The organism is Nitratireductor aestuarii, from assembly GCF_014641695.1.
Classification (GTDB): Bacteria; Pseudomonadota; Alphaproteobacteria; order Rhizobiales; family Rhizobiaceae; genus Chelativorans; species Chelativorans aestuarii.
On the sequence record NZ_BMIF01000008.1, the window covers coordinates 161816 to 188374 of the forward strand.

28 protein-coding genes are annotated in these 26559 nt (G+C 60.9%); 16 read left to right on the forward strand and 12 right to left on the reverse strand.

The features are described from left to right. The first annotated feature begins 16 nt into the window (after window positions 1-16). The 5 genes from IEX27_RS13915 to IEX27_RS13935 all read left to right on the forward strand — a co-directional run bounded on the left by IEX27_RS13915 (window position 17) and on the right by IEX27_RS13935 (window position 2951). Window positions 17-766, forward strand: a complete 750-nt coding sequence (locus IEX27_RS13915) for a F0F1 ATP synthase subunit A (protein WP_188721672.1) — start codon at window positions 17-19, stop codon at window positions 764-766. Between the two features lie 67 nt (window positions 767-833). Further along, window positions 834-1058 carry a F0F1 ATP synthase subunit C gene (locus tag IEX27_RS13920; protein WP_188721673.1) on the forward strand — a complete coding sequence of 75 codons (225 nt, stop codon included), beginning with the start codon at window positions 834-836 and terminating at the stop codon, window positions 1056-1058. A gap of 67 nt (window positions 1059-1125) precedes the next feature. Next, window positions 1126-1710 (forward strand): F0F1 ATP synthase subunit B, encoded by a 585-nt coding sequence (locus IEX27_RS13925; RefSeq protein ID WP_188721674.1) that lies wholly within the window; start codon window positions 1126-1128, stop codon window positions 1708-1710. Between the two features lie 10 nt (window positions 1711-1720). Further along, on the forward strand, window positions 1721-2200 hold the full coding sequence (locus IEX27_RS13930) for a F0F1 ATP synthase subunit B (RefSeq protein ID WP_188721675.1): 480 nt from the start codon (window positions 1721-1723) through the stop codon (window positions 2198-2200). Window positions 2201-2378: 178 nt separating this feature from the next. Next, on the forward strand, window positions 2379-2951 hold the full coding sequence (locus IEX27_RS13935) for an NnrU family protein (RefSeq protein WP_188721676.1): 573 nt from the start codon (window positions 2379-2381) through the stop codon (window positions 2949-2951). Between the two features lie 99 nt (window positions 2952-3050). Here IEX27_RS13935 and rnhB read toward each other — a convergent pair whose 3' ends face one another. From rnhB to IEX27_RS13975, 8 genes are all read right to left on the reverse strand, one after another. After that, window positions 3051-3746: a ribonuclease HII gene (gene rnhB / locus IEX27_RS13940; protein WP_188721677.1), complete on the reverse strand. Its 696-nt coding sequence runs from the start codon at window positions 3744-3746 to the stop codon at window positions 3051-3053. Window positions 3747-4104: 358 nt separating this feature from the next. Further along, on the reverse strand, window positions 4105-5262 hold the full coding sequence (locus IEX27_RS13945) for a PA0069 family radical SAM protein (protein ID WP_188721678.1): 1158 nt from the start codon (window positions 5260-5262) through the stop codon (window positions 4105-4107). A gap of 87 nt (window positions 5263-5349) precedes the next feature. After that, window positions 5350-5892: a molybdenum cofactor biosynthesis protein B gene (gene moaB, locus IEX27_RS13950; RefSeq protein WP_188721679.1), complete on the reverse strand. Its 543-nt coding sequence runs from the start codon at window positions 5890-5892 to the stop codon at window positions 5350-5352. Then, entirely contained in the window at window positions 5889-6779 is an 891-nt protein-coding gene (locus IEX27_RS13955; RefSeq protein ID WP_188721680.1) for a 4-(cytidine 5'-diphospho)-2-C-methyl-D-erythritol kinase, read from the reverse strand. Before IEX27_RS13955 ends, moaB begins: the two co-directional genes overlap by 4 nt. A gap of 1 nt (window position 6780) precedes the next feature. Further along, window positions 6781-6966, reverse strand: coding sequence for a hypothetical protein (locus tag IEX27_RS13960; protein WP_188721681.1), 186 nt, complete (start codon window positions 6964-6966; stop codon window positions 6781-6783). A 75-nt stretch (window positions 6967-7041) separates the two neighbouring features. Further along, a complete protein-coding gene (locus IEX27_RS13965) occupies window positions 7042-7905 on the reverse strand; it encodes a S49 family peptidase (RefSeq protein WP_188721682.1) in 864 nt (287 codons plus the stop codon). A 69-nt stretch (window positions 7906-7974) separates the two neighbouring features. Further along, window positions 7975-8751, reverse strand: coding sequence for a tRNA1(Val) (adenine(37)-N6)-methyltransferase (locus IEX27_RS13970; protein ID WP_188721683.1), 777 nt, complete (start codon window positions 8749-8751; stop codon window positions 7975-7977). Window positions 8752-8754: 3 nt separating this feature from the next. Then, complete coding sequence (locus IEX27_RS13975) at window positions 8755-8979, reverse strand: putative signal transducing protein (RefSeq protein ID WP_188721684.1); 225 nt, start codon at window positions 8977-8979, stop codon at window positions 8755-8757. Between the two features lie 149 nt (window positions 8980-9128). Here IEX27_RS13975 and IEX27_RS13980 point away from each other — a divergent pair, with 149 nt between their 5' ends. The 7 genes from IEX27_RS13980 (at window position 9129) to IEX27_RS14010 (ending at window position 18975) form a co-directional block, all read left to right on the forward strand. Next, window positions 9129-10142 carry a polyprenyl synthetase family protein gene (locus IEX27_RS13980; RefSeq protein WP_188721685.1) on the forward strand — a complete coding sequence of 338 codons (1014 nt, stop codon included), beginning with the start codon at window positions 9129-9131 and terminating at the stop codon, window positions 10140-10142. Window positions 10143-10289: 147 nt separating this feature from the next. Next, window positions 10290-12350, forward strand: coding sequence for a tetratricopeptide repeat protein (locus IEX27_RS13985; RefSeq protein ID WP_244630372.1), 2061 nt, complete (start codon window positions 10290-10292; stop codon window positions 12348-12350). Window positions 12351-12504: 154 nt separating this feature from the next. After that, the gene (locus IEX27_RS13990) at window positions 12505-13428 is read left to right on the forward strand and encodes a glycine--tRNA ligase subunit alpha (protein ID WP_188721756.1); all 924 of its coding nucleotides are present in this window, start codon (window positions 12505-12507) and stop codon (window positions 13426-13428) included. Between the two features lie 111 nt (window positions 13429-13539). Beyond that, window positions 13540-15699 carry a glycine--tRNA ligase subunit beta gene (glyS, locus tag IEX27_RS13995; protein WP_373869886.1) on the forward strand — a complete coding sequence of 720 codons (2160 nt, stop codon included), beginning with the start codon at window positions 13540-13542 and terminating at the stop codon, window positions 15697-15699. Window positions 15700-15779: 80 nt separating this feature from the next. Then, entirely contained in the window at window positions 15780-16748 is a 969-nt protein-coding gene (locus tag IEX27_RS14000; RefSeq protein ID WP_188721688.1) for an L-threonylcarbamoyladenylate synthase, read from the forward strand. 33 nt (window positions 16749-16781) lie between these two features. Further along, window positions 16782-18212: an FAD-binding oxidoreductase gene (locus IEX27_RS14005; protein WP_188721689.1), complete on the forward strand. Its 1431-nt coding sequence runs from the start codon at window positions 16782-16784 to the stop codon at window positions 18210-18212. A 217-nt stretch (window positions 18213-18429) separates the two neighbouring features. Further along, the gene (locus tag IEX27_RS14010; protein WP_188721690.1) at window positions 18430-18975 is read left to right on the forward strand and encodes a DUF6101 family protein; all 546 of its coding nucleotides are present in this window, start codon (window positions 18430-18432) and stop codon (window positions 18973-18975) included. 53 nt (window positions 18976-19028) lie between these two features. On the opposite strand, the gene ubiA is transcribed toward IEX27_RS14010, so the two are convergent. Next, window positions 19029-20012 carry a 4-hydroxybenzoate octaprenyltransferase gene (ubiA, locus tag IEX27_RS14015; RefSeq protein WP_188721691.1) on the reverse strand — a complete coding sequence of 328 codons (984 nt, stop codon included), beginning with the start codon at window positions 20010-20012 and terminating at the stop codon, window positions 19029-19031. A gap of 194 nt (window positions 20013-20206) precedes the next feature. On the opposite strand from ubiA, the gene purD reads away from it, so the two are divergent. After that, window positions 20207-21490 (forward strand): phosphoribosylamine--glycine ligase, encoded by a 1284-nt coding sequence (purD, locus tag IEX27_RS14020; protein WP_188721692.1) that lies wholly within the window; start codon window positions 20207-20209, stop codon window positions 21488-21490. Between the two features lie 9 nt (window positions 21491-21499). Here the strand turns inward: purD and IEX27_RS14025 are convergent, their stop codons facing one another. Both IEX27_RS14025 and IEX27_RS14030 read right to left on the reverse strand, forming a co-directional pair. Beyond that, a complete protein-coding gene (locus tag IEX27_RS14025; protein ID WP_188721693.1) occupies window positions 21500-21931 on the reverse strand; it encodes a type II toxin-antitoxin system HicB family antitoxin in 432 nt (143 codons plus the stop codon). A 10-nt stretch (window positions 21932-21941) separates the two neighbouring features. Beyond that, window positions 21942-22130: a type II toxin-antitoxin system HicA family toxin gene (locus IEX27_RS14030; protein ID WP_188721694.1), complete on the reverse strand. Its 189-nt coding sequence runs from the start codon at window positions 22128-22130 to the stop codon at window positions 21942-21944. A 264-nt stretch (window positions 22131-22394) separates the two neighbouring features. Between IEX27_RS14030 and IEX27_RS14035 the strand changes: the two genes are divergently transcribed. Then, window positions 22395-24167: an acyl-CoA dehydrogenase family protein gene (locus IEX27_RS14035; protein ID WP_188721695.1), complete on the forward strand. Its 1773-nt coding sequence runs from the start codon at window positions 22395-22397 to the stop codon at window positions 24165-24167. Between the two features lie 46 nt (window positions 24168-24213). Here IEX27_RS14035 and pdxH read toward each other — a convergent pair whose 3' ends face one another. Beyond that, window positions 24214-24825, reverse strand: coding sequence for a pyridoxamine 5'-phosphate oxidase (pdxH, locus tag IEX27_RS14040; protein WP_188721696.1), 612 nt, complete (start codon window positions 24823-24825; stop codon window positions 24214-24216). A 155-nt stretch (window positions 24826-24980) separates the two neighbouring features. On the opposite strand from pdxH, the gene IEX27_RS14045 reads away from it, so the two are divergent. Both IEX27_RS14045 and IEX27_RS14050 read left to right on the forward strand, forming a co-directional pair. Next, complete coding sequence (locus IEX27_RS14045) at window positions 24981-25298, forward strand: RT0821/Lpp0805 family surface protein (RefSeq protein WP_188721697.1); 318 nt, start codon at window positions 24981-24983, stop codon at window positions 25296-25298. 184 nt (window positions 25299-25482) lie between these two features. Continuing rightward, on the forward strand, window positions 25483-26415 hold the full coding sequence (locus IEX27_RS14050) for a DnaJ C-terminal domain-containing protein (RefSeq protein WP_188721698.1): 933 nt from the start codon (window positions 25483-25485) through the stop codon (window positions 26413-26415). The last annotated feature ends 144 nt before the right edge of the window (window positions 26416-26559 follow it).

Below are 26559 nucleotides of genomic sequence, written 5' to 3' on the forward strand. Positions count from 1 at the left end.
AAGTGAGGGTGCTTCAGTGGCCACGGATCCCATCCATCAATTTCAGATTGCCAAGTGGATTCCGATTGAAGTTGGTGGTGTGGACCTGTCGTTCACCAACGCGTCGGCCTTCATGGTCGCGACCGTTGCTGCCGCTAGCGCTTTCCTGTTCCTGAGCACCTCCAACCGCGGCCTGGTTCCGTCCCGTGCCCAGTCGGTTGCCGAGATGGCTTACGAATTCATCGCGTCGATGTTGCGTGACAGCGCCGGCAATCACGGGATGAAGTTCTTCCCGCTGGTATTTTCGCTGTTCATGTTCGTGTTCGTCGCGAACCTGCTTGGCCTCGTGCCCTACTTCTTCACCGTTACCAGCCAGATTATCGTCACCTTCGCGCTGGCAATGCTGGTGATCGGAACAGTCATCGTATACGGCTTCATGAAGCACGGTCTGGGCTTCCTCAAGCTGTTCGTGCCGAGCGGCGTTCCCGCCGTCGTGGTGCCGCTGGTTGTCGCGATCGAGATTGTTTCCTTCCTCTCGCGTCCGATCAGCCTCTCGGTTCGTCTCTTCGCTAACATGCTGGCTGGTCATATCACCCTCAAGGTGTTCGCTGGCTTCGTAACCTCGCTCAGCGCGCTCGGTGCTGTCGGTGTTGCTGGTTCAATTCTTCCGCTGATCATGACTGTCGCGATCACGGGTCTCGAGTTTCTGGTTGCCTTCCTGCAGGCTTACGTCTTCGCCGTTTTGACCTGCATGTACCTCAATGATGCGGTGCATCCGGGCCACTAGGATCGACTAACGGCGGGCTTTTCCGCCAACTTTCAAAGAGTTCAAACGCTTCACAAGGAGTTGCAAGATGGAAGCAGAAGCAGCAAAGGCGATCGGCGCAGGTATTGCATGCCTCGGCATGGGTGGTGCAGCTATCGGTCTCGGCAATATTTTTGCCAACTACCTGGCGGGCGCCCTGCGCAATCCGTCGGCAGCTGACGGTCAGTTCGGCCGTCTGATCCTGGGCTTCGCCGTTACCGAAGCTCTGGGCATCTTCTCGCTGCTGGTCGCCCTTCTCCTCCTGTTCGTCTAAGCCGTACGATTTTTTGGCTTGCCGGACGCCTCAGGCGTCCGGCCGTGGATAGAGCAAGGGGAAAGCCATGTTCGTGGCACCGGCATTCGCACAGGACGCGGCTCAACCCGCAATTGGCGAAACCCATTCCGAGACTGGCATAGTGGAAGAAGGTGCCCACGGCGGTATCTTCCCTCCATTCGACAGCTCGACATACGCGTCGCAGGTCCTCTGGCTCGCGATCACGTTCGGACTTTTTTACCTGTTCCTGAAGCGCGTGGTCCTGCCACGTATCGGGGGCACGCTGGAAGTCCGTCACGATCGTATCGCCAGCGATCTTGATCAGGCTTCCCGTCTCAAGGAAGAGGCGGATGCTGCCGTTGCCGCATACGAGCAGGAGCTCGCAGAAGCACGGCGCAAGTCGGCTGCGATTGCGCAGGAAGCGCGGGACAACGCCAAGGCCCAGGCTGAGGCAGACCGTCGCGCGATCACTGAGACGCTCGATGCAAAGCTCGGCGAAGCCGAGACCCGCATCGAGGAGATCAAGCGTATCGCTTTGGCCGATGTTGACAACATTGCTGAAGAGACCGCGGCTGAGATCGTTCAACAGCTCACCGGTAACGACGTGAGCAAGGCAACCGTTACGGCTGCTGTGAAAGCAGTGAGCCAGTAGGAGAACCGCTATGGATGCAACATTCTGGGCGTTTATCTCCCTCATCCTGTTCCTCGCGCTGCTCGTGTACGTGAAGGTTCCGGGGATGGTTGCCAAGGCGCTCGATGAGCGTGCCGATCGCATCCGTCGCGAACTGGAAGATGCGCGCGTCTTGCGTGAAGAGGCTCAGCAGTTGCTGGCCGAATATCAGCGCAAGCGTCATGAGGCTGAAAAGGAAGCGGCAGAACTCGTATCTGCAGCCCAACGTGAAGCTGAAAGCATTGTTGCCGACGCGAAAGAGAAGACCGAAGAATACGTGGCACGTCGCACCAAGCTGGCCGAGCAGAAGATCGCCCAGGCCGAGCGCGACGCAGTCAACGAGGTTCGTGCCCGCGCTGTTGACGTTGCTGTAGCTGCCGCAGGCAAGATCCTGAGTGATACGGTCGACGGAAGCGCAAGCGGAGTACTGTTCGATCAGTCTCTCGCTCAGCTGAAAGCCAAGATGAACTAACATCGGTCCTCGACCGGATGTCTCAAATGCCGCCCCAAGGGCGGCATTTTTGTTTTGGGGGATTGGATAGAGCTTGAGTGAGCTGAGTCAGCAGCCGTCAGGATTTTCCGAACAAGCACTTGCATGGCCTGCGGGTTTGCTGTCCGTTGTTCAACGCTGAACAAGCGGAGAGGCAAACATGTCAGTACTGATTCTGGGTCTGGTTCTTTTCCTCGGCATTCACTCGACCCGCATAGTTGCGCCGGGCTTCCGGCAGCAGCTCATTGACCAGCGCGGGGAGAAATTCTGGAAGCTCACTTACACGGTGGTCTCGCTCGTCGGGCTCGTGCTGATCATCTGGGGCTATGGATTGGCGCGGCAGGATCCCGTCATCGTCTATGATCCGCCGGTCGGCATGCGACACCTGACTCTGCTTCTGATGCTGCCGGTGTTCCCGCTGTTTGCCGCCTCGCACAACCCGGGCTTCATCAAGGCGAAGCTCCAGCATCCGATGCTGATAGGGACGCTGCTCTGGGGTGTTGCCCATTTGCTGGCCAACGGAACGCTGGCGGACGTGCTGCTCTTCGGCGGCATCCTCGTCTGGGCGGCCATTGACCTGATCTCCAACGTCTATCGCGGCCCAGTGCGCCTTGGCCGGGAGCCCGTGCTAAGGAAGGATATTTCCTCAATCGTCGCTGGTGTTGTGATCTATCTGATCTTCGTCTTCTGGCTGCATGAGCTGCTCTTCGGCGTTTCGCCGCTCGGAGCTTAGCAGTTCAGACTTTCACAGAAACTCCGAACTGCTTTAACTCTTTGGTCTCTCGTGGTTCCGGACGGACAACCGGTTCCACTTTCGTGGAACCGCTCCAGATTAGACCAGTTCGGCTTCGGTGCCGGCCTCTACAGGCTCGGCGCCTTTCTTCAGTGGCGCGAAGGTCATGCGGTGAAGGCGTGCGAGCGGGCCATGGAGAGCAAGCGCGTCGCGGTGCTTCTTCGTGGCATATCCGACGTGGCTGTCAAAACCGTAGGCAGGCGCCTGCAGGCCTGTACGCACCATCATACGGTCGCGCGTGACCTTGGCGACGATGGACGCGGCAGCGATGGACTGTGAGCGCTGGTCGCCCTTGATCACTGCCTTGCAGGGGCAGGGAAGGCCAGGAGGAACATCGCGGCCATCCGCCAGCGCATAGCGGGGTTCGAGACAAAGGCTCATCACCGCACGGCGCATGCCCTCAAGGCTCGCCCGCAGAATGTTCGACTGGTCGATCGAGGTTGAGCAGAGCGAGGATACGGAGACCGCCTGCGCCGTCGCCATGATCTCTTCGTAGAGCGCATCGCGGGCAGCTTCGGTCAGCAGTTTTGAATCGTTCAGGCCATCCGGGATCTTGTCAGGATCGAGAATGACAGCTGCTGCCACCACAGGTCCGGCAAGCGGACCACGCCCAACCTCGTCCAGCCCGACAACCGGTGCATGCCCATCGCGCATCAAACCGGCTTCCATCGTGAAGTCGGGGCGCAAAGGAATTTCTTCGAAAAGAAGCAGAGAATCGGATTGCGAGGCAGCCATGAAAACCATGCTGACACCGCATCCGATTCTCTGCAAGCCTTAACCCCGGGTGCGGCGGAAAGGGGCCAGGCTACCAAAGGTATCGCTTTCCGGGACGAGAAAGACGACGCCTCTTCAATTCCAATCACTTCGAGCGGGCCAAGGCTGCTCCACCTGCCCGGTGGGGAAGCGGTGCTCCACCGGTTCATCAACAGCTGCCTGCCGGTGCCGAAATCTCAAGGCCGCCCGCCCCGCGGGACGTCCTATCCCGCCCGGTCTAGAGCAGTTCAGACTTTCACAGAAACTCTGTTCTGCTCCCACTCTTTGTTTTCTCACGGGTCCGGACGGAAAACCGGTCCCCACTTTTCCTGGAACCGCCCTAGAGCAGCACCAATTGCTCTGCACCGCGCGACAACGGCCGGAACAGTTCTGTGGTGAGCTTCATGCGCTCCTTGTTCAGGCCGAGGCGCTTGGCGGCCATCTCGAAGCGGCGGCCGATCTGCCATGCATAGGGGCCGGTTCCGCGCATGCGCTTTCCCCATTCAGCATCATAGTCCTTGCCGTCCCGCATCGAGCGGACGAGCGACATGACATGGCGGAAGCGGTCCGGATAATGGCGCAGCAGCCAGTCCTTGAAGATGGGGCTCACCTCAAGCGGAAGTCTCAGCATGACATAGCCAGCTTCACGAGCGCCAGCGGCATGGGCGGATTCAAGAATACGCTCGATCTCGCTGTCGTTGAGGCCAGGGATGACCGGACCCATCATGACGGAGACCGGGATGCCGTGATCGCTCAGCGCGCGTATGGCTTCCAGACGACGCGTGGGTGTCGCAGCCCTCGGCTCCATGGTGCGGGCGAGCTTCCGGTCAAGCGTGGTGACGGAGAGCGCCACCTTCGCCAGTCCCTTTTCCGCCATGCGGCCAAGGATATCCATGTCACGCATGACAAGTGCTGATTTGGTGACGATGCCAACGGGATGGTTATAAGCCTCGAGCACTTCGAGGATCTCCCGCATGATCCGCCACTTCTTTTCCACCGGCTGATAGGGATCGGTGTTTGTACCGATGGCGATCGTGCGGGGTTCATAGCCAGGCTTCGACAGCTCACGCTCCAGGAGCCTCGGCGCATCAGGCTTGGCGAAGAGCTTCGACTCGAAGTCCAGTCCCGGCGACATGCCCATATAGGCGTGAGTGGGGCGGGCGAAGCAATAAACGCAGCCGTGCTCGCAGCCACGGTAGGGGTTGATGGAACGGTCGAAGGAGATATCGGGCGAACTGTTGCGCGTGATGATGGTGCGCGGCTTTTCTATCTGCACCTCGGTCTTGAACGGGGGCAGGTCTTCCAGCGACTCCCAGCCATCGTCGAAGACTTCGCGTGTCGTCGGCTCGAAGCGGCCGGTCGGGTTGATGCCCGCGCCGCGACCACGCCTGCGGTCGATCTCGATCCGCACGCCGCTACGTTCAACGAGAGCATCTGCGATCCTGGCGCGGCCACCGCCAAGGGAAGCCAGACTGTCAGCCTTTACGATCTGTTCCATGCACCGCGCCTCCGCGCTTGTTCTATTTCCTGCATATAGCAGCAGAACGAGAACAAAGCAAGAACAAAACCTGAGAGGCTCTAAGGATCAGCCGGCGTTGCGACGCAGGTGCTCGTCGAGGCGAGGCAGGATTTCCACGAAGTTGCAGGGCTTGTGGCGGTAGTCGAACTGCTCCTTCAGGATGCCGTCCCAGGCATCGCGGCAGGCGCCAGGGGAGCCCGGCAGGGCGAAGACAAAGGTCTGGTTGATCAGCCCAGCCGTCGCGCGCGACTGGATCGTGGAGGTGCCGATCTTGTCGTAGGAGAGCCGGTGGAAGACGATCGAGAAACCGTCCATGTGCTTGTCGAACAGGGGCTCCAGAGCTTCGGGCGTGACGTCGCGGCCGGTGAAGCCGGTGCCACCGGTGGTGATAATCGCATCAATGGAGGGGTTGTGGCTCCAGTCGAGAACCTGCGTGCGGATCTGCTCGACGTCATCGCGGACGATCTGGCGGTCGATGAGCTCGTGGCCAGCGTCAGTGATGCGGTCGGCCAATGTCGCGCCCGACTTGTCGTCCGCCAGCGTGCGCGTATCGGAAACCGTGAGAACGGCAAAGCGGACGGGAATGAAGGTGAGTTCAGCGGCACTCATGGCACAATCTCGTCGGATGCAAGGGTGGATGTCGCGGCGACAAACCACGACGGGTGGCGCTCAGCAATCGTCGTGGCGGCGCGTTCGGCTTCTTCGTCACTCAGGAAGATACCGAAGCAGGTTGCGCCAGAGCCGGACATGCGGGCGATGCCGGCGCTCTCCGACCTAAGTTCTGCCAGAACGTCATTGATGGCCGGAACGAGGCTCGCGGCCGGGGCCTCAAGGTCGTTGCGCGTTTCGCTGAGCCAGCCGATCACGTCTGCCGTGGTGATAAAGGCAGAGAGGGGTGGCAGCGGAGCATTGTCCTTCTTCTGCAACGCTCGGAAGACCGGCGGGGTCGCGAGCGGAACGCCGGGATTGACCAGCACCATCGGCAGACGGGGAAGCCTTACGTATTCTAGCTCTTCACCGGTCCCACGCGCGATCAGGGGGCGGGCCGCGACGCACATCGGTACGTCAGCCCCGAGCGGGAGGAGAAGCGGCGCGAGGTCGGATTCGGTAAGCTGCAGCCCCCAATGGCGGGCAAGCAGGATTGACGCAGCCGCGGCATCGCTGGAGCCGCCGCCAATGCCGGAGGCAATGGGGAGGTTCTTTTCCAGCGACAGGAGAACGGGCTCAAGCTTTTGGCTTGGGAAAGCGCTCGCCAGAAGATCATGGGCGCGCAGGATAAGGTTCGAGCTATCCAGCGGCACTTCGGACGCGAAGGGTCCCGTGGCAGAAAGGCTCGTCGCTTCCGCAGGCATTAGCGAGACGCGGTCACCGAAGCGTGTAAAGGCCACGAGCGATTCCAGCAGATGATAGCCGTCAGCCCGCTGGCCAACGACGTGCAGCGCCAGGTTCACCTTGGCAGGGGCGAGCCTGTGGAGGCTCGGGGACCCATGCGTCATTTCAGTCCTTTTCAAGGTAGTATTCGCCGGTGCGGGGATCCTTCACCAGCGTGCCGGTGCTGCCAGTCGCGGTCTCGCGACGGCGGCGTTCGGCCCGTGCGGTCACCCGCTGGGCTTCGCGGACGAAGGAGCGGTAACCCCAATAGGCGACCACTGCGACGATCAGTAACAAAATCAATTGCGGCATTGGGGCCTCCCTTCTGGGGTTTGCGATTGTTCAGATGATATACCGTCTGGGCTGAATGCGGCGAAAATTGCACGGTCACAACGTGAACCTCTGCCATGCGGCCTTTTCTTCAGCGGCTTCCAGCAAGCCCGCGGCGAAAGCTGATGCAACATCCGTGGTAGAGAACTGTTCCACGCTGAAGAACGGGATCTTCCGGCTGAGCAGGCCCCGGGCGGGCGCGATCAGCCGCAGCTGCGCCTTGGCGCCGTAGCGCCGCTTGATATCGGAGCGCATGTCGCCGAGTGAATCGGCAAGGCCAAGTTCGCGCGCCTTTTCGCCGACCCAGAAGAGGCCGGTAAAGAGGTCATCGTTGTCGGCCAGCTTGGCGCCGCGACGGCTCTTCACCAGATCGATGAAGACGGTATGGATGTGCTGCTGCAACTCCTTCAGGTGCGCGATGTCATCCTCCTTCTCCGGCTGGAAGGGGTCAAGGATGGCCTTGTTGCGGCCGGAGGTGTGGACGCGGCGCTCGACCCCGATCTTGCGGATCATTTCCTGGAAGCCGAAACCGGCCGAGACGACACCGATGGAGCCGACGATGGAGGAGGGGTCAATGATGATCTCGTCGCCGGCGCAGGCGATCATGTAGCCGCCGGATGCCGCGACATCCTCGACATAGACCAGAACCCTGCGCTGCTTCTCCTCGGCAAGATCACGGATGCGCTTGTAGATAAGCCGAGACTGGACAGGGGAGCCGCCGGGCGAATTGATCGAAATTGCCACAGCCGGGGCAGGGATGGAGAATGCCTTTTCCAGTACGCCTGCAACGCCCGCCAGCGACAGGTTCTGCCGCATGGGCGTGCCCGATGCCATGATCGTTCCGTGAAGACGGACGACCGGAATTGAAACTTCGCCGGGACGGAGGGATTTCGGAAGAAGGCGTGAAAAGAACTGTTTCAAAGGAATCCCCAACACAAGCAATTTCTTCAATATGTAAGTACGAGATCGGGCCGCGCAATGCCCCAGATGTCAGATGGGGAAAAGGCTTTGCTCGCCGTTAATTACGGCATTCGCCCGGTCGGTGAAGTCGCGTCCTTCTTCGCCGTGAAGGACCAGCGGCGGCAATAGCTTCAGCATGCCGCGAGCCCCTTTTCGCGCCCGCAGGACGATGCGGATGGCGGCCAACTGCGGACGGGGATGAATGGGGCAGATCTCGATGCCGCCGAAGCGGCCAGCGCAGGCGGTAAGGATCTCTTCCAGCGACTCGGCGCGGGCGATGATGGCAAAGCCGCCACCGGCAGCGGCAATGGCGGCTGCCGAGCGGATCCAGCGTTCCAGCAGGCCCTCTGTCATCACATGGGCGTCGCGGCGCAGGCTGTCCGGCGAGGCGCGATCACGCGGCCCATTGAAGGGCGGGTTCATGATGACGAAGTCGAAGTGGTTGTCGGGAAGGCCAGCCGCGACACGCTGGCGACCGGTGGCTTCGACATCCGCCTGCAGAACATTGATGCGGCCTGCGTAGGGTTCATTCTCGGAGAGTGCGATACTGCAACGGGCGCAGTCCGTCATTTCCGGCGAGCGTTCGACCAGCAGGATTTTTGCATCCTTGCAGCGGGAGGCGACAGCAAATCCCGCAGCGCCTGCGCCAGCGCCGAGATCAGCCACCGTCCCGTCAAATCCATCAGGGACAGCAGCGGCCAGAAGCATCGCGTCCACGCCTGCCCGATGCCCCTTGTCAGCAGGCTGGGACAAGTGGAAGCGGCCCCGATGGAATGCATCGATGGTGAAGGTTTCGGCCGAGGGCATGGATCAGGAAGCCTCTACGATCCCTGAAATTCCAGCGTCGCGCAGAAGTTGGCGCGCCTGTTCCGAAGCATCTTCGGCTACGAGGACCCGGCGCGGCAGAACGCCGAGCGAGCCTTCCATGATGCTCATGTTCTGGTCGGCCACGAGGAATTCGATTCCGGCGTCGCGCAACAGGCTCTCGACGTAGGAAATCGTGACGGCATCATTGGTGCGAAGAAGTTCGATCATTTCGGAACGTTGGCAGGTCTTTCAGGGCTTGTAAATGCGTGATGGTTGTAGACAGCGGCTTCCCGCGCTATTTCGCTCCTTGCAACGGTTCGTTAACGGCCTTTAAGGTCCAACTTACCTGACTATGCGAATTCGCGAAGGAGCTTGCGGTGGGCGTTGTATTGAACATGGATGGCAAGAGGAACATGGCTTCGGTGGAGCCATTGATTGCCCTCACGCAAGAAGAAATGGGCAAGGTGAACGAGCTGATCCTGTCAAAGGCCGGCTCGGACGTCGAACTCATCCCCACGCTCGCCAATCATCTCATTTCCTCCGGCGGCAAGCGCCTGCGCCCGATGATCACCATCGCAGCGGCGCAGATGTTCGGCTATTCAGGCGAAGGCCACGTGAGGCTCGCCACGAGCGTAGAGTTCATGCACACGGCAACGCTGCTCCATGACGACGTCGTGGACGAGAGCGACCTGCGCCGCGGCAAGAAAACCGCGCGCATGATCTGGGGCAACCAGGCCAGCGTTCTCGTCGGTGACTATCTGCTAGGCCAGGCGTTCCGCATGATGGTCGACGTGGGCTCGCTCGACGCGCTGGACGTGCTGGCGTCGGCTGCAGCTGTCATCGCCGAGGGCGAAGTCATGCAGCTTGACGTCGCAAAGAACCTCGAGACGACAGAAGACGAATATCTGCAGGTCATCAAGGCGAAGACCGCAGCGCTGTTCTCTGCAGCGGCAGAAGTCGGGCCGATCATTGCCGGCGTTTCGAAGAACGAGCGCGCTGCCCTCAAGTCGTACGGCACGAACCTGGGCCTCGCCTTCCAGCTGGTCGACGATGCGCTGGACTACGGCGGCAGCGCCAAGGATCTCGGCAAGAACGTCGGCGACGATTTCCGCGAAGGCAAGATTACGCTGCCGGTTATCCTGAGTTACCGCCGCGGTTCCGAAGAAGAGCGCAAGTTCTGGAAGCATGCGATCGAGGAAGGCGCCAGCGACGACGCGGCACTGGAGACTGCAAAGTCGCTGATGACGAAGTATAATGCGATCGGCGACACCATCGCGCGGGCCCGCCATTTCGGTGAAATTGCCCGGGATGCGCTGGCACCGCTCAAGAGCTCGCCGCAGAAGGCAGCTCTCACAGAAGTGATAGATTTCTGCATCAGCCGGGTAACATGAACGGCGAAAACCGTATTACCTTATCGGCTGGTGTGGCATTACAGTTGCAGCATGTTCCTAAAATGGCCATGCTTGGCACATACCGAGGCTGGAACTGGTGAGGGGTGCCTTAGGGGCCCAGCCGATGAAAGGATCATAATGCGGCGCATGAAGGCAGGAATTCGAATTTCGGCGTCAGTAGCGGCCATTCTCGCGCTGTCCATTGGTATGGCTTCGGCCAAGGAGGATGCGAAGGTCACGGAGATTGTTCCGGTCCATTCATTCTCTGGCGCTTACCTCGCCGCGAGGGTGGCCGAGACGGATAACGATCTCGACGCTGCGGTTTCCTATTATAAGCGCGCACTGACTTTTGACGCCGAGAACCTGATGCTGCAGCGCAGGCTCCTGCGTGCGCTGATTGCACAAGGTTCCCTCGAAGAGGCGCTGCCCTACGCGAACAATCTCGTAAAGGATGAGGAAGCCTCGCGGCTTGCCCGTCTCGTGCTGGCGATTGATTCGTTCCGCCGGCAGGACTTCTCCGGCGCGGAGAAGTGGCTGGAGGTTGCTCCCGAATCGGATCTCGACCGTCTGATCACCGAAACCATGGTGGCCTGGTCGAAGATCGGCCAGAAGGACATCGCGGGTGGCCTGAAGGTTCTCGACTCCCTCAGCAAGCCGGAGTGGTTCACGCCGTTCCGCGATTACCAGCGTGCCATCGTCTTTGCCTATGACAAACAGGACGATGAAGCGGAGAAGGCCTTCGAGAAGCTGTTCAGCGGCGCACAGAACGCCATGTCGGCGGAGACCTTTGCCCGCCTGGTGGAGGCCTATGCTACGTTCCTTTCGAGCCGTGGTGAAAACGAACAGGCGCTGGAGGTCCTGAACAAGACCATTGATGCGGGTCTTGGCATTTCGCCGCTGCCGGTCCTCAAGGATCGCATTGCAAAGGGCGAGAAGCTCGATTTCATCATCGATACACCTGCTGCCGGTGCGGCGGAAGTGCTGCTGGCGGTGGCGACCGAGCTTGCAAGCGGCGGCGGCGATGCCTTCGTTCAGCTCTATCTGCATCTCTACCTGCACTACGGCCTCGCCCTGCAGCCGCACAGCGACCCGCTGTTGATCCAGCTTGCCCGCGTCTCGGAGCGGCTCGAGCAGCCCGAGAAAGCGATCGAATACTATGAGCGGATCGGTTCCGGTTCACCCTGGGCGCGTTTTGCAGAGTTCCAGATCGGCCTCAACCTTGCCGACCTTGAACGCAACGATGAAGCCGTGGAGCACTTGAAGGGTGTTCTGGCGGAAGATCCCAGTGACATCCGCGCTTATCTCGCGCTTGGCCGGGTCTACAGCGCGCAGCAGGATTTCAAGTCGGCGGCTGCCCTCTATGATCAGGCGGTGGAAGCCATCGGCGAACCGCAACCGCAGCACTGGAACATCTATTATCAGCGCGGCATCGCCTACGAGCGACTGAAGCAGTGGCCGAAGGCAGAGCCCAACTTCAAGCAGGCGCTCGATCTCTATCCGGATCATCCGCAGGTGCTGAACTATCTCGGCTACTCGTGGATCGACATGAACATGAACCTCGATGAGGGCATGAAGCTTATCCGGCGTGCCGTGGAGCTGCGGCCGAGCGATGGCTACATCGTCGATTCCTTGGGTTGGGCCCATTACAAGATGGGCGAGTATGAGCAGGCGGTCGAGAACCTTGAACGCGCCGTCTCGCTGCAGCCGGAAGACCCGGTGTTGAACGACCATCTCGGTGACGGATACTGGCGCACGGGCCGTAAGCTTGAGGCGATCTATCAGTGGTCGCATGTGCTGGACCTCGATCCTGATGACGACCTGAAGAAGTCCGTCGAGGAAAAGATAGAGAAGGGGCTTCCCGAGCCTGAGCCAAAGAAGTTTGCCAATGCTGCCGGAACGGCAGCACCCGTGGTGAACGACAGCTCCGATTCGCCAGCAGAAACCCGGAAGAAGCCCGAGCCGAAGGACGAGGCGCAGCCCACGGAAGAGAAGCCGGCGCCAGCCACGCCCGAGACGGAGCCCACACAGGCGGAGAGCGCTCCGCAGCCTGCGGTCTATACCGTGAAGGCGGGTCAGACGCTCTGGTCGATCGCTGCCGAGCGGCTCGGCAATGGTGAACGGTTCCGCGAGATCCTGGAACTCAACCCGGAGCTTCGGCGGAACCCCAATGCCATCCGCCCCGGATATCAGCTCCGTCTGCCCGAATAGGCAGGCTGGATCAGGGCAGGAACCCATCGAAAGGCGGCCACGAGCCGCCTTTCCACTATCGGCTGCTTGACGCATCAAGAGCAGAGCAATAGGACGAACACGCTGCCGCACTGGATGCCGGAGAAGACGCGTGGACGCCAAAACCCACTCCCATATGGATCCGACCCGTTCGTTTCAGGGTCTGATACTGACACTACACAACTACTGGGCCGAAAAAGGCTGTGTCATCCTTCAGCCCTATGACATGGAAGTTGGCGCTGGTACCTTCCATCCGGCAACGACGCTGCGCGCGCTGGGTCCCCGTCCGTGGAAAGCCGCCTATGTGCAGCCTTCCCGCCGTCCGAAGGATGGCCGCTATGGCGAGAACCCGAACCGCCTGCAGCACTATTACCAGTATCAGGTGATCCTGAAGCCGAACCCGTCGAACCTGCAGGAACTCTACCTCGGTTCGCTGGCTGCGATCGGCATTGATCCGATGCTGCACGACATCCGATTCGTCGAGGATGACTGGGAGAGCCCGACGCTCGGCGCCTGGGGCCTCGGCTGGGAATGCTGGTGCGACGGCATGGAAGTTTCGCAGTTCACCTACTTCCAGCAGGTCTGCGGCATCGAGTGCGCGCCTGTTGCGGGTGAGCTGACCTATGGTCTTGAGCGCCTCGCCATGTATGTGCAGGGCGTGGACAACGTCTACGATCTCAACTTCAACGGTCTGGAAGGACCGGAGAAGGTTACCTACGGCGATGTCTTCCTGCAGGCCGAGCAGGAGTACTCCCGCTTCAATTTCGAGTATGCCGACACGGCGCTGCTGTTCCAGCACTTCCAGGACGCGGAGAAGGAATGCCGGCACCTGCTGGCAGCCGGCCAACCGCAGAAGGAAGGCGACATCCACAAGCTGGTGTTCCCGGCCTATGACCAGTGCATCAAGGCGAGCCATGTGTTCAATCTTCTCGATGCGCGCGGCGTCATCTCGGTTACCGAGCGACAGAGCTACATCCTGCGGGTTCGCGAACTTGCCAAGGCATGCGGCGAGGCCTTCCTGCTGACGGAAGCGGGCGGCGCGAACTTCGAGGCTGCCTGACAGGCAGAATATTTCAGGCGGTGAACCCGCATCCCGACACAAAAACTGGTCCAGAGGCGTCCAATGCCCGATCTTCTTCTTGAACTGCGCAGCGAAGAAATCCCCGCGCGAATGCAGCGTAAGGCTGCAGCCGACCTGAAAAAGCTCATCACCGACGGTCTGGTTGAGGCTGGCCTAACCTACGAGGCCGCGCGCGAATACTGGACGCCACGCCGCCTGACGCTCGACATCCGCAACCTCTCCGCCCGTTCCAAGGATGTGCGCGAAGAGATCAAGGGTCCGTCAACCAAGGCTCCGGAACAGGCGATCCAGGGTTTTCTCCGCAAGGCGGGCCTCAGCGATGTTTCGCAGGCGCATGTGCACTCGGATCCGAAGAAGGGCGATTTCTACGTTGCCCATCTGGTGAAGCCCGGCCGCGACGCGGAAGAGATCATCTCAGAGCTGGTGCCTCAGGTGATCCGCAATTTCCCTTGGCCCAAGTCCATGCGCTGGGGCAAGGAATCCGCCAAGCCGGGTGCCGTGCGCTGGGTGCGTCCGCTGCAGTCGATCCTATGCCTTTACGGTCCTGAAACCGAAGAGACGAAGGTCATCGAGTTCGAGGCTGGCGGTGTGCGCTCCGGCAACACGACCGTTGGCCACCGCTTCATGAGCGACGGCCAGCCGATCACGGTCCGTCGCTTCGATGACTATGTCGAGAAGCTGGAGAAGGCCTTTGTGGTGCTCGACGCCGAGCGCCGCAAGGAGATGATCCTTTCCGACGCCCGCAACCTCGCGTTTGCCTCCGGTCTGGAACTGGTAGAGGATGAGGGTCTGCTGGAAGAGGTTTCCGGTCTCGTCGAATGGCCGGTGGTGCTGATGGGCGAGTTCGAGGAAGAGTTCCTGGCGATCCCGCCGGAAGTCATTCGTCTGACCATCCGCGCCAATCAGAAGTGCTTTGTGACCCGTCCGTCTGGCGAGGCGGAGAAGCTTTCGAACAAGTTCATCCTTATCTCGAACATCGCGGCCAAGGATGGTGGCAAGGAAATCGCCTTCGGTAACGGCAAGGTGGTGCGTGCTCGTCTTTCGGATGCGCTCTACTTCTGGCACACCGACCAGGGCAACCTGCCGGACCTGGACAAGCTGGTCGCATCTGCCGAGAAATTTGGTCTTGATCTAACCAAGCCGCTCGACCAGCGCATGGCGCGTCTCGATGCGCTCAACGTCACCTTCCACGCCAAGCTTGGCAGCCAGGGTGCTCGAGTCGAGCGTATCCGTGGACTTGCAACGCACATTGCTTCGCTGATCGGTGCTGATCCGGCCCTGGCCGCGCGGGCTGCCGTTCTCGCCAAGGCGGACCTGCAGACCGAAGTGGTTGGCGAGTTCCCCGAGCTTCAGGGCGCAATGGGCCGCAAGTACGCTCTCCTTCAGGGCGAAGACGCCTCCGTCGCCGCTGCCTGTGAGGAGCACTACAAGCCGCAGGGCCCGTCGGACTTCGTGCCGAAGGACAAGATTGCTGTTGCCGTCGCACTTGCCGACAAGCTCGATACGCTGACTGGCTTCTGGCTCATCAACGAGAAGCCTACCGGCTCCAAGGACCCGTACGCACTGCGCCGTGCAGCGCTGGGCGTCATCCGCCTGATCCTTGAGAATGATCTCAGAATTAACCTGCTGGATATGATGAAGAAGTCCAGTGAGTCGTACGAGCCAGAAAAGGTTTGCCCTGAGGGTCAAGATGTTCAGGCGTGGATACTCCACACTCGGGACGAAATCGTTCGAGATCTCCTCGCCTTCATCCATGACCGCTTCCGCGTGTACCTCCGCGATGAAGGTGCACGTCATGATGCGATCGACGCGGTGCTGAACGCCGATACGGACAATCTGCTGCTGGCGGCTCGCCGTCTCGAGGCGCTGATCGTATTCCTTGACACCGAAGACGGCCAAAACCTGATCACCGGTACCAAGCGCGCCGCGAACATTCTGGCTGCCGAGGAGAAGAAGGGCACGGCGATCGCTGCCGAGATCGATCCGGCACTTTTCACCGAGGAAGAGGAGCGCGCGCTCTTTGCCGCCATTACTTCGTCGCGGGCCGATGTGGAAAGCTCAATCGCCAGGGAGGATTTCTCCGGCGCGATGCGGGCGCTGGCGGCACTGCGCGGCCCGGTCGACACGTTCTTCGAGAAGGTGCTCGTCAACGACGAGAATGAGAAGGTGCGTTCCAACCGTCTGGCGCTTCTGACCAAGATCCGTGAAGCAACCGGCGAAGTGGCAGACTTCGGCAAGCTCGCAGGCTAAGCTCTTAGCTTCATTGACCTCAATTCCGGACGAATGGCGTATTACGCCCCGTCCGGAACACGCTTAATACGGAGAGGCACGTGGACAATGTGCTGACCTTTGACGGGGAGGCGGTGGAACCGGCGACCGATGTTCTTCGGCGCGGGGGGCTTGTCGCCATACCGACGGAGACGGTCTACGGCCTCGCTGCGGACGCCACCAATGGCGAGGGCGTTGCCGCCATCTACGCCGCCAAGGGACGTCCGAGCTTCAATCCGCTGATTGCGCACGTGGCGGACATCGCCATGGCCGAGCGCTACGTCACGTTCGATCCGCTCTCCCGCAAGCTGGCCGAAAAATTCTGGCCGGGCCCGCTGACGCTGGTGCTGCCGCTCAAAGAAGCCTCCGGCATTCATCCGCTTGTCACCGCGGGACTGCCGACGCTCGCCGTGCGCATGCCGAAGGGGAATGTCGGCACGATCATCCGTACGCTGGGGCATCCAATCGCCGCGCCGAGCGCCAATACGTCCGGCAAGATCAGCTCTACGACCGCGCAGGCAGTGCGCGCCGATCTCGGCGACAAGGTCGATCTGATCCTGGACGGTGGCGCCTGTGCCGTCGGGCTCGAGTCCACGATCATCAAGATCGAAGATGGCAAGGCGCACCTGCTGCGGCCCGGGGGGCTTGCTGCCGAGGAAATTGAAAAGGTGCTGGGGCAGCAGCTTCATCGCGTCGATCAGCGCGCGGCCATTCAGGCACCCGGCATGATGGCCTCGCATTATGCGCCTGATGCCGCCATGCGCCTCAACGCCGAGGACGTGAGAGAGGGCGAGGCATTGCTGGCCTTCGGACCGGTTCGCGCAAGAAACGCCGAGCGGGCCGTTGCCGTGCTCAACCTTTCCGAGGCGGGTGATCTCAAGCAGGCGGCGGTAAACCTCTTCAGCTACATGAAGCAGCTCGATCGCTTTGGTGCGACCACTATCGCCGTCGAGCCCATCCCGGAAATCGGTCTTGGCGAGGCGATCAACGATCGTCTGCGCCGCGCAGCCGCACCGCGCGACGGGGCGTGACAGCGTTACCGGCTGCGCTTAATCTGCGTCGCTATGAACACACAGCCCGACTCACTCACCCCTGAACTCATCGCCCGCTTCGCCGCCATCGTCGGCGAGAAGCATGCCGTCACCGCACCGGAAGACATCGCGCCCCATGTGATGGAGCAGCGCGGTCTCTTCGGCGGCACGACGTCGCTCGTGCTTCGCCCCGCCAATACGGACGAGGTGAGCAAGATCATGCGGCTTGCCACCGAGACGAAGACCGCAATCGTGCCGCAAGGCGGAAATACGGGGCTCGTTGGCGGGCAGATGCCGGACAAGTCGGACCGTCAGGTGGTGCTGTCACTGTCGCGGCTTAACCGCATCCGTGAGATAGACCTTGCATCCAACACTGCGACCGTCGAGGCGGGTGTAGTGCTGCAAGTGCTGCAGGAAGCTGCAGCGGCCGAGGGGCGGCTGTTTCCGCTGGCGCTCGCTTCGCAGGGCTCCTGTCAGATCGGCGGCAATCTTTCATCCAACGCCGGTGGCGTCGGGGCGCTTGCCTATGGCACGGCGCGGGATCTTTGCCTCGGCGTCGAGGTGGTGCTGCCGACGGGCGAGATCTTCGATGATCTGCGCAAGCTCAAGAAGGACAATACCGGCTACGACCTCAAGGACCTGTTCGTTGGCGGCGAGGGCACGCTCGGTGTCATCACGGCGGCGGTGGTCAAGCTCCTGCCGATGCCCAAGGGCCGCGAGCTCGCATGGGGCGCCGTACCTTCAACAGCGGCCGCACTGAAGCTCTTCCAGAAGGCGAACGAGCTTGCAGGGCCATCGCTCACCATGTTCGAGCTGATGGAGCGCAGGCCTCTCGATTTCGTGCTGCAGCACATTCCCGGCACCACCAATCCGCTGACGGAAGAATCGCCGTGGCACGTGCTGATGGAGGTCTCCTCCGGACGCTCGGCGCAGGATGCGCGCGAACTGATGGCAACCGTTCTCTCCGAGGCTTACGAGGAAGAGTTGCTTGCCGACGCCACAATCGCCCAGAGCGAAAGCCAGCGCGCCAAGCTTCTGCATCTGCGCGAGGCCATGTCCGAAGCGCAGAAGATGGAGGGAGGCTCCATCAAGCACGATATTTCGGTTCCCGTCGTGGCGGTGCCGGAATTCATCGAGCGGGCAGGCGAGGCGGTGCAGCAGGTGGTGCCCGGCGCTCGCGTCGTCTGCTTCGGCCACATGGGCGACGGTAACCTGCACTATAACGTTTCGCAGCCAGTCGGCGCGGATGCGGTCGAGTATCTCCGGCACTATGGGGCAATGAACGAGGCCATCTACGCGATCGTCAAGGATCTGGGCGGTTCGTTCTCCGCAGAGCATGGCATAGGCACACTCAAGCGCGACCTGCTCGTCGCCACCCAGCCTGCAATCGCAACCGACCTCATGCGCCGCATCAAGGCGGCATTCGACCCCGCAGGCATCATGAATCCTGGCAAGGTCATTTAGCCGACTAAGGCGTATTTACCTTTCGGCGAGGAATCTTTCGCATCCGTATATGAGGGTGGCAAACCGCTAACCATTTGTACGGTCAACAAAATTTAACCTAACATCTTAAGGTCGTCAGTAACAACCATAGTCCATTGTGAAGCCATAAGAGGCCGGGGAACAAACCGGCTCAGAGAAGCCGAAAACGGCTCTCAGGCGAAAACAGGGACGTTGAACAATGGCAAGCAATCTGAAGCCCGTATGGGCGGGCAGCTCAATGCGGCTCGACCCAACCAATCTTCCGCAGGTGGTGAGTTATGGATCGCATGATGACCTGGGGGAGGTGGTGCTGACGGTTGACCGGCGCGGTGTGCGCGTGCGCCGCCTGCTGGAGCGGAGCCTTCTTCCGCTGACCTTCGTGCTTCCGCCAAACGCCTTCATGGGCGTGGCCGCGCGCGCCATGGAAGAGAACGGGGAGGTTCTGGTAACGCTGGAACTGATGCACGTCGACCCGAAGCTTTGCGTACCGCTGCTTGTCGCAAGCAACCTCGATGACGTCGCTGCCGACTGGCGGACCTGGTCCGAGGCCTACGGGTTGCCGATGCTGCTCGTGGAAGCCAATGGCGAGGTGTGCAAGCTGGAAGACGCGATCAGCGGCATCAATGTGGAGAAGCGGAAGCGCAGCGGTTCAGGCAGCCGACGCATCCGGTTCCTCTCCAAGTGCAAGGACACGCTTGGTGTGCGCATCGTCGTGGATGGGCTGGAGTTGACGCCGAAGCGCTAAGTTTTCATGCAATTCCGGACGGAAAACCGGTGCCCACTTTTCCTGGAATTGCATCAGAACTCGGGGCTGATCACAGCCCAGAGACCACCGCAGAGCAATCCGATGAAGATCAGCCAGCCGACGACAGAGTTCGACTTGAAGAGTGCAAGGCACTGGTCGCCATTGTCGATGTCGAGAACGCGGATCTGACGCCAGAGGTGCGCTCCGGCAGCGACAAGTCCGGCCAGCGCCGGGAAGGGCACCTCGGCGGCGGCAAAAGCGCCTGCGAAAAGTAGCAGCGCGCCCCCGTAGAGCACGATCAGGTATTGCTTGGTCCTGCCGCCGAAGTGGAGCGCGGTGGAGCGTACGCCAACGATGGCGTCGTCCTCCTTGTCCTGATGCGCGTAGATCGTGTCATAGCCGATCACCCACAGGATGGAGCCGGCATAGAGCAGGACCGGAGCCAGCCCGAGGCTGCCGAAATGGGCAGCCCAGCCCTGCAGCGCACCCCATGAAAAGGCGAGGCCGAGGAAGAACTGCGGCCAGTTGGTAAAGCGCTTGGCAAAGGGATAGATCGCAACCGTCAGAAGCGAAGCGCAGCCGAGCAGGATCGCGAAAAGGTTGAACTGCAACAGCACCAGAAGGCCAGTGACCGCCTGCACAAGGAGAAAGATCCAGGCCTGCCTGCGGCTGACCTTGCCGGACGGAAGGGGGCGGGAGCGCGTGCGCTCGACCTTCTCGTCAATGTCCCGATCGACAATGTCGTTATAGGTGCATCCAGCACCGCGCATGGCGATGGCGCCAATCAGGAACAGGATCAGCAGCCAAGGCGAAGGAAGTACGCTGAAGAATGGATCGCCGGGTTTCGCTCCCGCAGAGGCTGCCAGCGCGAGCGACCACCAGCAGGGCCAGAGCAGCAGCTTCCATCCGATCGGACGATCCCAGCGGGCGAGCTGCGCATAGGGCCACGCGGAGCGCGGCAGAGCCCGATAGACCCAGTGGCGGGAGGGTGCATCGGCCACACGTCCCTGTACCTGTCGTGTCTGGATCACATCCATTGGGGTACTCCGGCATTCTCTGGTTTGCATGCATCATTGGTGGAGTGGCAATCCTCACACCGTTCGTCAAGCAAAAGCCAATGATTTGGGTTCGGCAAGGAATGTTGCAGATGTTAAACACAGCCGACGATGCTTGACGCGCCGCGCAATCGGTCATAGCTGCTGCCTCAACTAGAAACAGCATGGGTTAGGACATGAACGTTTTCCTTATCGGATCCGGCGGGCGCGAGCACGCCCTGGCCTGGAAGATCTCAGCCTCTCCCGTGCTGGACAAGCTTTATGCCGCTCCAGGCAACCCCGGCATTGCCGAACATGCGGAATGCGTGAGCGTCGATGTTGCCAATCATCAGCAGGTAATCGAGTTCTGCCGCGCGAACAGCATTGATCTGGTGGTAGTCGGTCCGGAAGCCCCGTTGGTCGCCGGTCTGGTGGACGATCTCAAGGCCGCAGGCATTGCCGCCTTCGGTCCCGGAAAGATTGCCGCGCAGCTCGAAGGTTCCAAGGGTTTCACCAAGGATCTCTGCGCCAAGTACAACATCCCGACGGCAGGTTACGGCCGCTTTGCTGACGCCGCTGCCGCCAAGGATTATGTGCGCCAGATGGGCGCGCCGATCGTCATCAAGGCTGACGGTTTGGCGGCAGGCAAAGGCGTCACCATTGCCATGACCGAGGATGAAGCGTTCGGCGCGATCGACGATTGCTTCGCCGGCGCGTTCGGCGCTGCTGGCGCCGAGGTGGTGGTCGAAGAGTTCCTGGAGGGCGAGGAAGCCAGCTTCTTCTGCCTCTGCGACGGTACGACGGCGCTGCCCTTCGGCACCGCGCAGGATCACAAGCGCGTGGGCGATGGCGATACGGGTCCGAACACGGGCGGCATGGGCGCATACTCTCCCGCCCCGGTGATGACCGACCCGCTGATCGAGCAGGTAATGCGCGAGATCATCGAGCCGACGCTCAGGGGTATGCGCGAAATGGGTGCTCCGTTCGTCGGCATCCTCTATGCTGGCCTGATGCTCACCAAGGACGGCCCGAAGCTCATCGAGTATAACGCCCGATTTGGCGATCCGGAATGTCAGGTGCTGATGCTGCGGCTCAAGGACGATATCCTCACCCTTCTCCAGGGCGCAGTGGACGGGCAGCTAGCCCACATGTCCGCACGCTGGCAGGACAAGGCCGCGTTGACGGTCGTCCTCGCCGCTGAAGGCTATCCGGAAGCTCCGAAGAAAGGTGGCGAGATCGCTGGGCTGGAGCGCGTGGCCGAAGTGCCCGGCGTGCAGGTCTTCCATGCGGGAACGGCTGCCAGGGACGGCAAGCTCGTCGCCAACGGTGGGCGCGTGCTCAACGTGACGGCGCTGGGCAACTCGGTAACGGAAGCGCGCGACGCAGCCTACAAGGCTGTTGATCTGATCGACTTCCAGACCGGATTTTGCCGCCGCGATATCGGCTGGCGCGCCATCGAGCGGGAGAGCAAGGGGGCTTAGCTCGCCAAATCAGGCTGCGTCCGGGAATTCCATATCGAAACGAAGTGGATGACCCAACGCCCGGAACGCCTGTTCAAGTGAGTCGATCCGCGAATTGTGATCCAGGCGGAACAGTCTGTCGACGTGCTCACGCTTGCAGTTGAGCAGTCGCATCAGGTCGGCTCTCGTCTTCCCCTCCGCCTTGAGGGTCATGTAAAGGGCTGACTTCAGGAACACCAAGGCAGGCACCTCGACAAAGTGGCCTTTTCCCTTGGTCTCGCGGAGCGGGAATGGAATTTCTTCGCCATCCGCAATCCGGGCTGCGATGGCTTCCTCTATTGCGTCAAGGCCGTTCCGGCACGCGCTCTCCTGCGTTTCACCAAACGTCGTCACCTCGGGAAAATGGGGCGAGGTTACCAGCCAGGTTCCGTGATCCGGAACGAGCACAAGTTCATACCACATCTGGCTTCTCCTACTTCAGACCCAGATCCTTCTTGATCTTTTCGACCAAACGAGTTCCGAGTTCCTTGCTCCCCCCGTGCATCGGCAGCTGCGTTTTCCGATCACCAAGCTTCACTGTGAGGTGGCCGCTGCCGCCCCTGTGACTTTCGAACGTGCAACCCTGCCGCGCGAGCCAACGTTTCAGTTCGCTCGCATTCATGAATATAGTTCACTCCACAGAAGTGTGGAAGTCAACATAAGTGTGGAATTTGGCGAGCCGGAAGCTAAGTGGCTAAGAAATAAACGAATATCGCAATGATCAAGTCGATCCCTACCCATAAAGGACACGATTTTTCCCCACTAGCTCGTCCCAAGTCGATGCTAGTCGATTTCACGGCTATGTAAAACGCGCGTTCGGTCATGCCGACTAGCGCTTCACCGCTTCCGGGACTAACCTTGCGGTGAAACTGGAGGACTACCATTCATGTATCGCGCGCCTATTGATGACATCCGACACGCCCTCTTCGACATTGCAGGAATGCGGGAGTTTCTTGAACGAGATCTCGCGCCGCAGCTTACCGAAGATCTTGTCGATGCCATCCTGTCCGAGGCCGGGCGGTTCGCGGCTGAAGAAATCGCTCCCGTCGCGCGGATCGGTGACGAGGTGGGCGCCAAGGTCGAAGATGGCGTTGTGACGACGCCTCCAGGCTGGAGGCAAGTCTACGCCAAGTGGTGTGAGGGCGGGTGGAACTCCGTCTCCGCGCCGGAGGAATATGGCGGGCAGGGATTGCCGGCCATGATCTCCATGGCGGTGCTCGAGATGTGGAATTCCGCCTCCATGGGCTTTGCCATCGGCCCGACGTTGACGATCGGCGCGATCGACGCGCTCGAGAAGCACGCAAGCGAAGAGCTCAAAGCCAGGTACATCGAGAAGATGGTGTCCGGCGAATGGATGGGCACCATGAACCTGACGGAGCCGCAGGCAGGCTCCGATCTCGCCGCTCTGCGGGCGCGGGCAGAGCCGCGCGGCGACGGCACCTACCGCATCTTCGGTCAGAAGATCTTCATTACCTACGGCGAACAGGATTTCACCGACAACATCATCCATCTGGTGCTGGCGCGCCTGCCGGATGCACCCCCCGGAACCAAGGGCATCTCGCTGTTCCTCGTGCCGAAGTTCCTGGTCAACGAGGATGGGACGCTCGGGGCTCGTAACGATGTGTTCTGTGCCTCCATCGAGAAGAAGATGGGCATCCATGGATCGCCCACCTGCACGATGATCTACGGCGATGGCCGCTTTGGCGATGAGCCGGGCGCGATCGGCTGGCTGGTCGGCGAGCCGAACCGCGGCCTCAACTGCATGTTCACGATGATGAATGCAGCGCGGTTGGCCGTCGGCATTCAGGGCGTGGGCGTAGCCGAGGCAGCACGCCAGAAGGCGCTGGAATATGCGAAGGACCGCAAACAGGGCCGCGTGCCTGGCACACATGCAGGTGAAATGGCGCCGATCGTGAAGCACCAGGATGTGCGCAGGATGCTGCTCAGCATGACCGTGCTGACGCAGGCATCGCGGGCGATCGCCTATGCCTGCGCTCATGCGAGCGACATGGCTCGTTTTGATCGGGAGCGTGGAGCGTTCTGGCTGGAGCGGGTGAACCTGCTTACGCCCATTGCCAAGGCGTTCCCGACAGACATGGGCGTGGATGTGGCCTCCCTTGGCGTACAGGTGCATGGCGGCATGGGATTCATCGAGGAGACCGGGGCGGCTGTGCTGCTGCGCGACGCGCGCATTGCACCGATTTACGAGGGCACCAACGGCATCCAGGCGATCGATCTGGTGATCCGCAAATTGCCGCTGTCGGGCGGTGAGCACGTGCGCGGGTTCCTCAATGAACTGAAGCAGGATGCGGAAGCCGCGCGGGCATCGAACCAGGATGATCTGGGGATCGCCGGCGCTCGTGTGCTGGAGGCGCTGGCCGACACGACAGAGGCGACGGAATACCTGCTTGGACAGCTTGGCGCTGGCAAGCTGGATCATGCGCTTTCCGCGGCAACGCCTTTCCTGCGGCTGATGGCGCTGGCCGCGGGCGGTGCGCTGCTCCTGCGCGGCGCCGTGGCGTCGGGCGATCCGGCCCGTGCGAAGCTCGCGTTCTACTTCGCCGACAACCACCTGAGCGAGGTGGGCGCGTTGAAGCGGGTCGTGATCGAGGGAAGCGACAGCCTGATAGCCGCTGGAGATCTGCTGGAGGCTGTGTAACAGCTTGGAGCCCCCTCATGGTCAAGCACACGAGGGGGCATCGGCCTCACGGATAAAGGCGGGTCTTGGTCCAGCCGCTTTCCGTGCGCTCGAAAATCACGCGGTCGTGCAGGCGGAAGGCGCGGTCGTGCCAGAACTCGATGGTCACGGGGACGATACGGAAACCGGACCAGTACGGGGGGCGCGGGATATTTCCGATCGCATATTTGGCCGTGTATTCGGCGACGGCTTTCTCGAGCGCAAAGCGGCTTTCCAGCGGGCGGGACTGCTTCGAGGCCCAGGCGCCGATGCGGCTGCCGCGTGCGCGTGACGCATAGTAGGCGTCCGCTTCCTCGTCGCTCACGAGCTCTACATTGCCGCGAACGCGGACCTGACGGCGAAGCGTTTTCCAGTGAAAGCACATGGCGGCCTTTCTGGCGGCCAAGATCTCGCGACCTTTCGTGCTTTCGTAATTTGTGTAGAACACAAAACCTCTGGTATCGTATCCCTTAAGCAGTACCATGCGAACATTGGGCATGCCGTCCGAATCAACTGTAGAAAGAGCCAAAGCATTGGGATCATTGGGTTCGGACTTTGTCGCGTCCTCAAGCCAGCTGCCAAAGAGCTGGTATGGCTCCATACTTTCAGTGAAATCTTCCGTTAAAGGTTCATTAGTCATTTGTCCTGCTCACTATCCTCGAGCTTAAGAGGAGCGCGCCGTTGAAGCGTTCGACGCAGAATACACATTCCGGTTCACGCCTGTCTCTGTCCTTCCTGGGCAGGGCACTGGCAATTGCTGCACTCGCAACATGCCTACATGGCTGCGGGTCCGGAATGCAAGGTGTTCTCGGCTCGGGGATCGATTCAGTACTGAAGACCGGTTCGACGCCCGCTCCGCAGGTTACCGATCCCAATGGCCCGGCGATCCTGATGGCGCTTACGCAGAACCCTGAGCCCGGCGTCGAGTGGGAGAATGCGGAAGAGGGCTCGAGAGGCAAGATCTCGTCCGTCGACCGCAAGGAAGAGAACGGTGTGCCGTGTCTCGCCTTCCAGTCCACGCGCGAGAGCTTTGACGGTATTCACCTCTATGAAGGCGAGGCCTGCCAGACCCCGCGCGGTATCATGGCGCTGCGGTCGCTGACGAAACTTTAAACGAATTGCGACGGGCATTGACGTTGGCGCCTGCAGGAAACACGAGTTCCTGCTGCAACAAGCCATTGATCTGTCCTCGCATCTGGAATTCGGCGGAATCCGTGCGCATATATGTTACAAGTATTTGATCAGACTCATCCCCCGGCCTAGCGGGTGTAGATAAGCTTGTGCGGATAGAACGAATATGAGAAGTCCATACGAAGTTCTGGGCGTACAAAAGAGTGCGTCCGAGAAAGAGATAAAGTCGGCTTTTCGCCGGCTTGCCAAGAAGTATCACCCTGACCAAAATCCGGACGATCCGCAGGCCAAGGAGCGTTTCTCGGAGATCAGCCAGGCTTACGAGCTGCTGGGCGACGAGAAGAAGCGCAAGCAATACGACAGCGGCGAAATCGACGAGGCTGGTCGGCCGCGGTTCCACGGCTTCGAAGCCGGGGCGCAGGGCGACCCGTTCGCGGCGTTCCGCAGGGGCGGTGGCCAGGGTGGCAGCAGCCACTTCGAGTTCCGCAGCGGTGATGGCTTTGGTGCCGGCGACATCTTCAGCGAACTGTTCGGTGATGCGTTTGCACGCGCCGGCGGCGGCGGTGGTGGTGGTGGTGGCCGGCGGGGCACCCAGAGGCCTGATGGCATGGGCGATGTTACCGTAACGCTCGGCGTAACGGTGGAGGAAATTGCCACCGGAGCGAAGGTCACGGCTGTCTTTCCGGACGGGAAGAAGCTCGCAATCAAGCTGCCGCGCTATGTTGAGGATGGGCAGACGATCCGCCTCAAGGGGCAGGGCAATCCGACGCCATTCGGTACCTCCGGTGACGCTCTGGTCAAGCTCTCCATCAAGCCGCATTCGCTCTATCGCATCGAGGGGCGCGACCTGCATGTGGATCTGCCGGTCTCGCTCAGGGATGCAGTTCTGGGCGCCAAGGTGGCGGTCGAGACGCCAACGGGCAAGGTAGCGGTCAGCATTCCGGCCTGGTCGAGTTCCGACCGTACCCTGCGGCTCAAAGGCAAGGGCTTGCCTCTGAAGACGGAGGGGAATGGCGATCTTTACGCGCATGTGCGGATCATGCTGCCCGAAGGCGGGGATCCGGCGCTGCAGGCATTGTTCAGCAAAACCGATGCCTGAAGGGGCATTGCACTGGTCGGATGACCGGTGCAGGCTCCATGGGGCGCGTTTTGCACTGAATCCTGGATATTTCAGTGCATGATGTAATTCAGGCGTTAAATTATGCGGCTTGCTTGCCAAGCTTGAAGCATTTGTCCTGCTGTG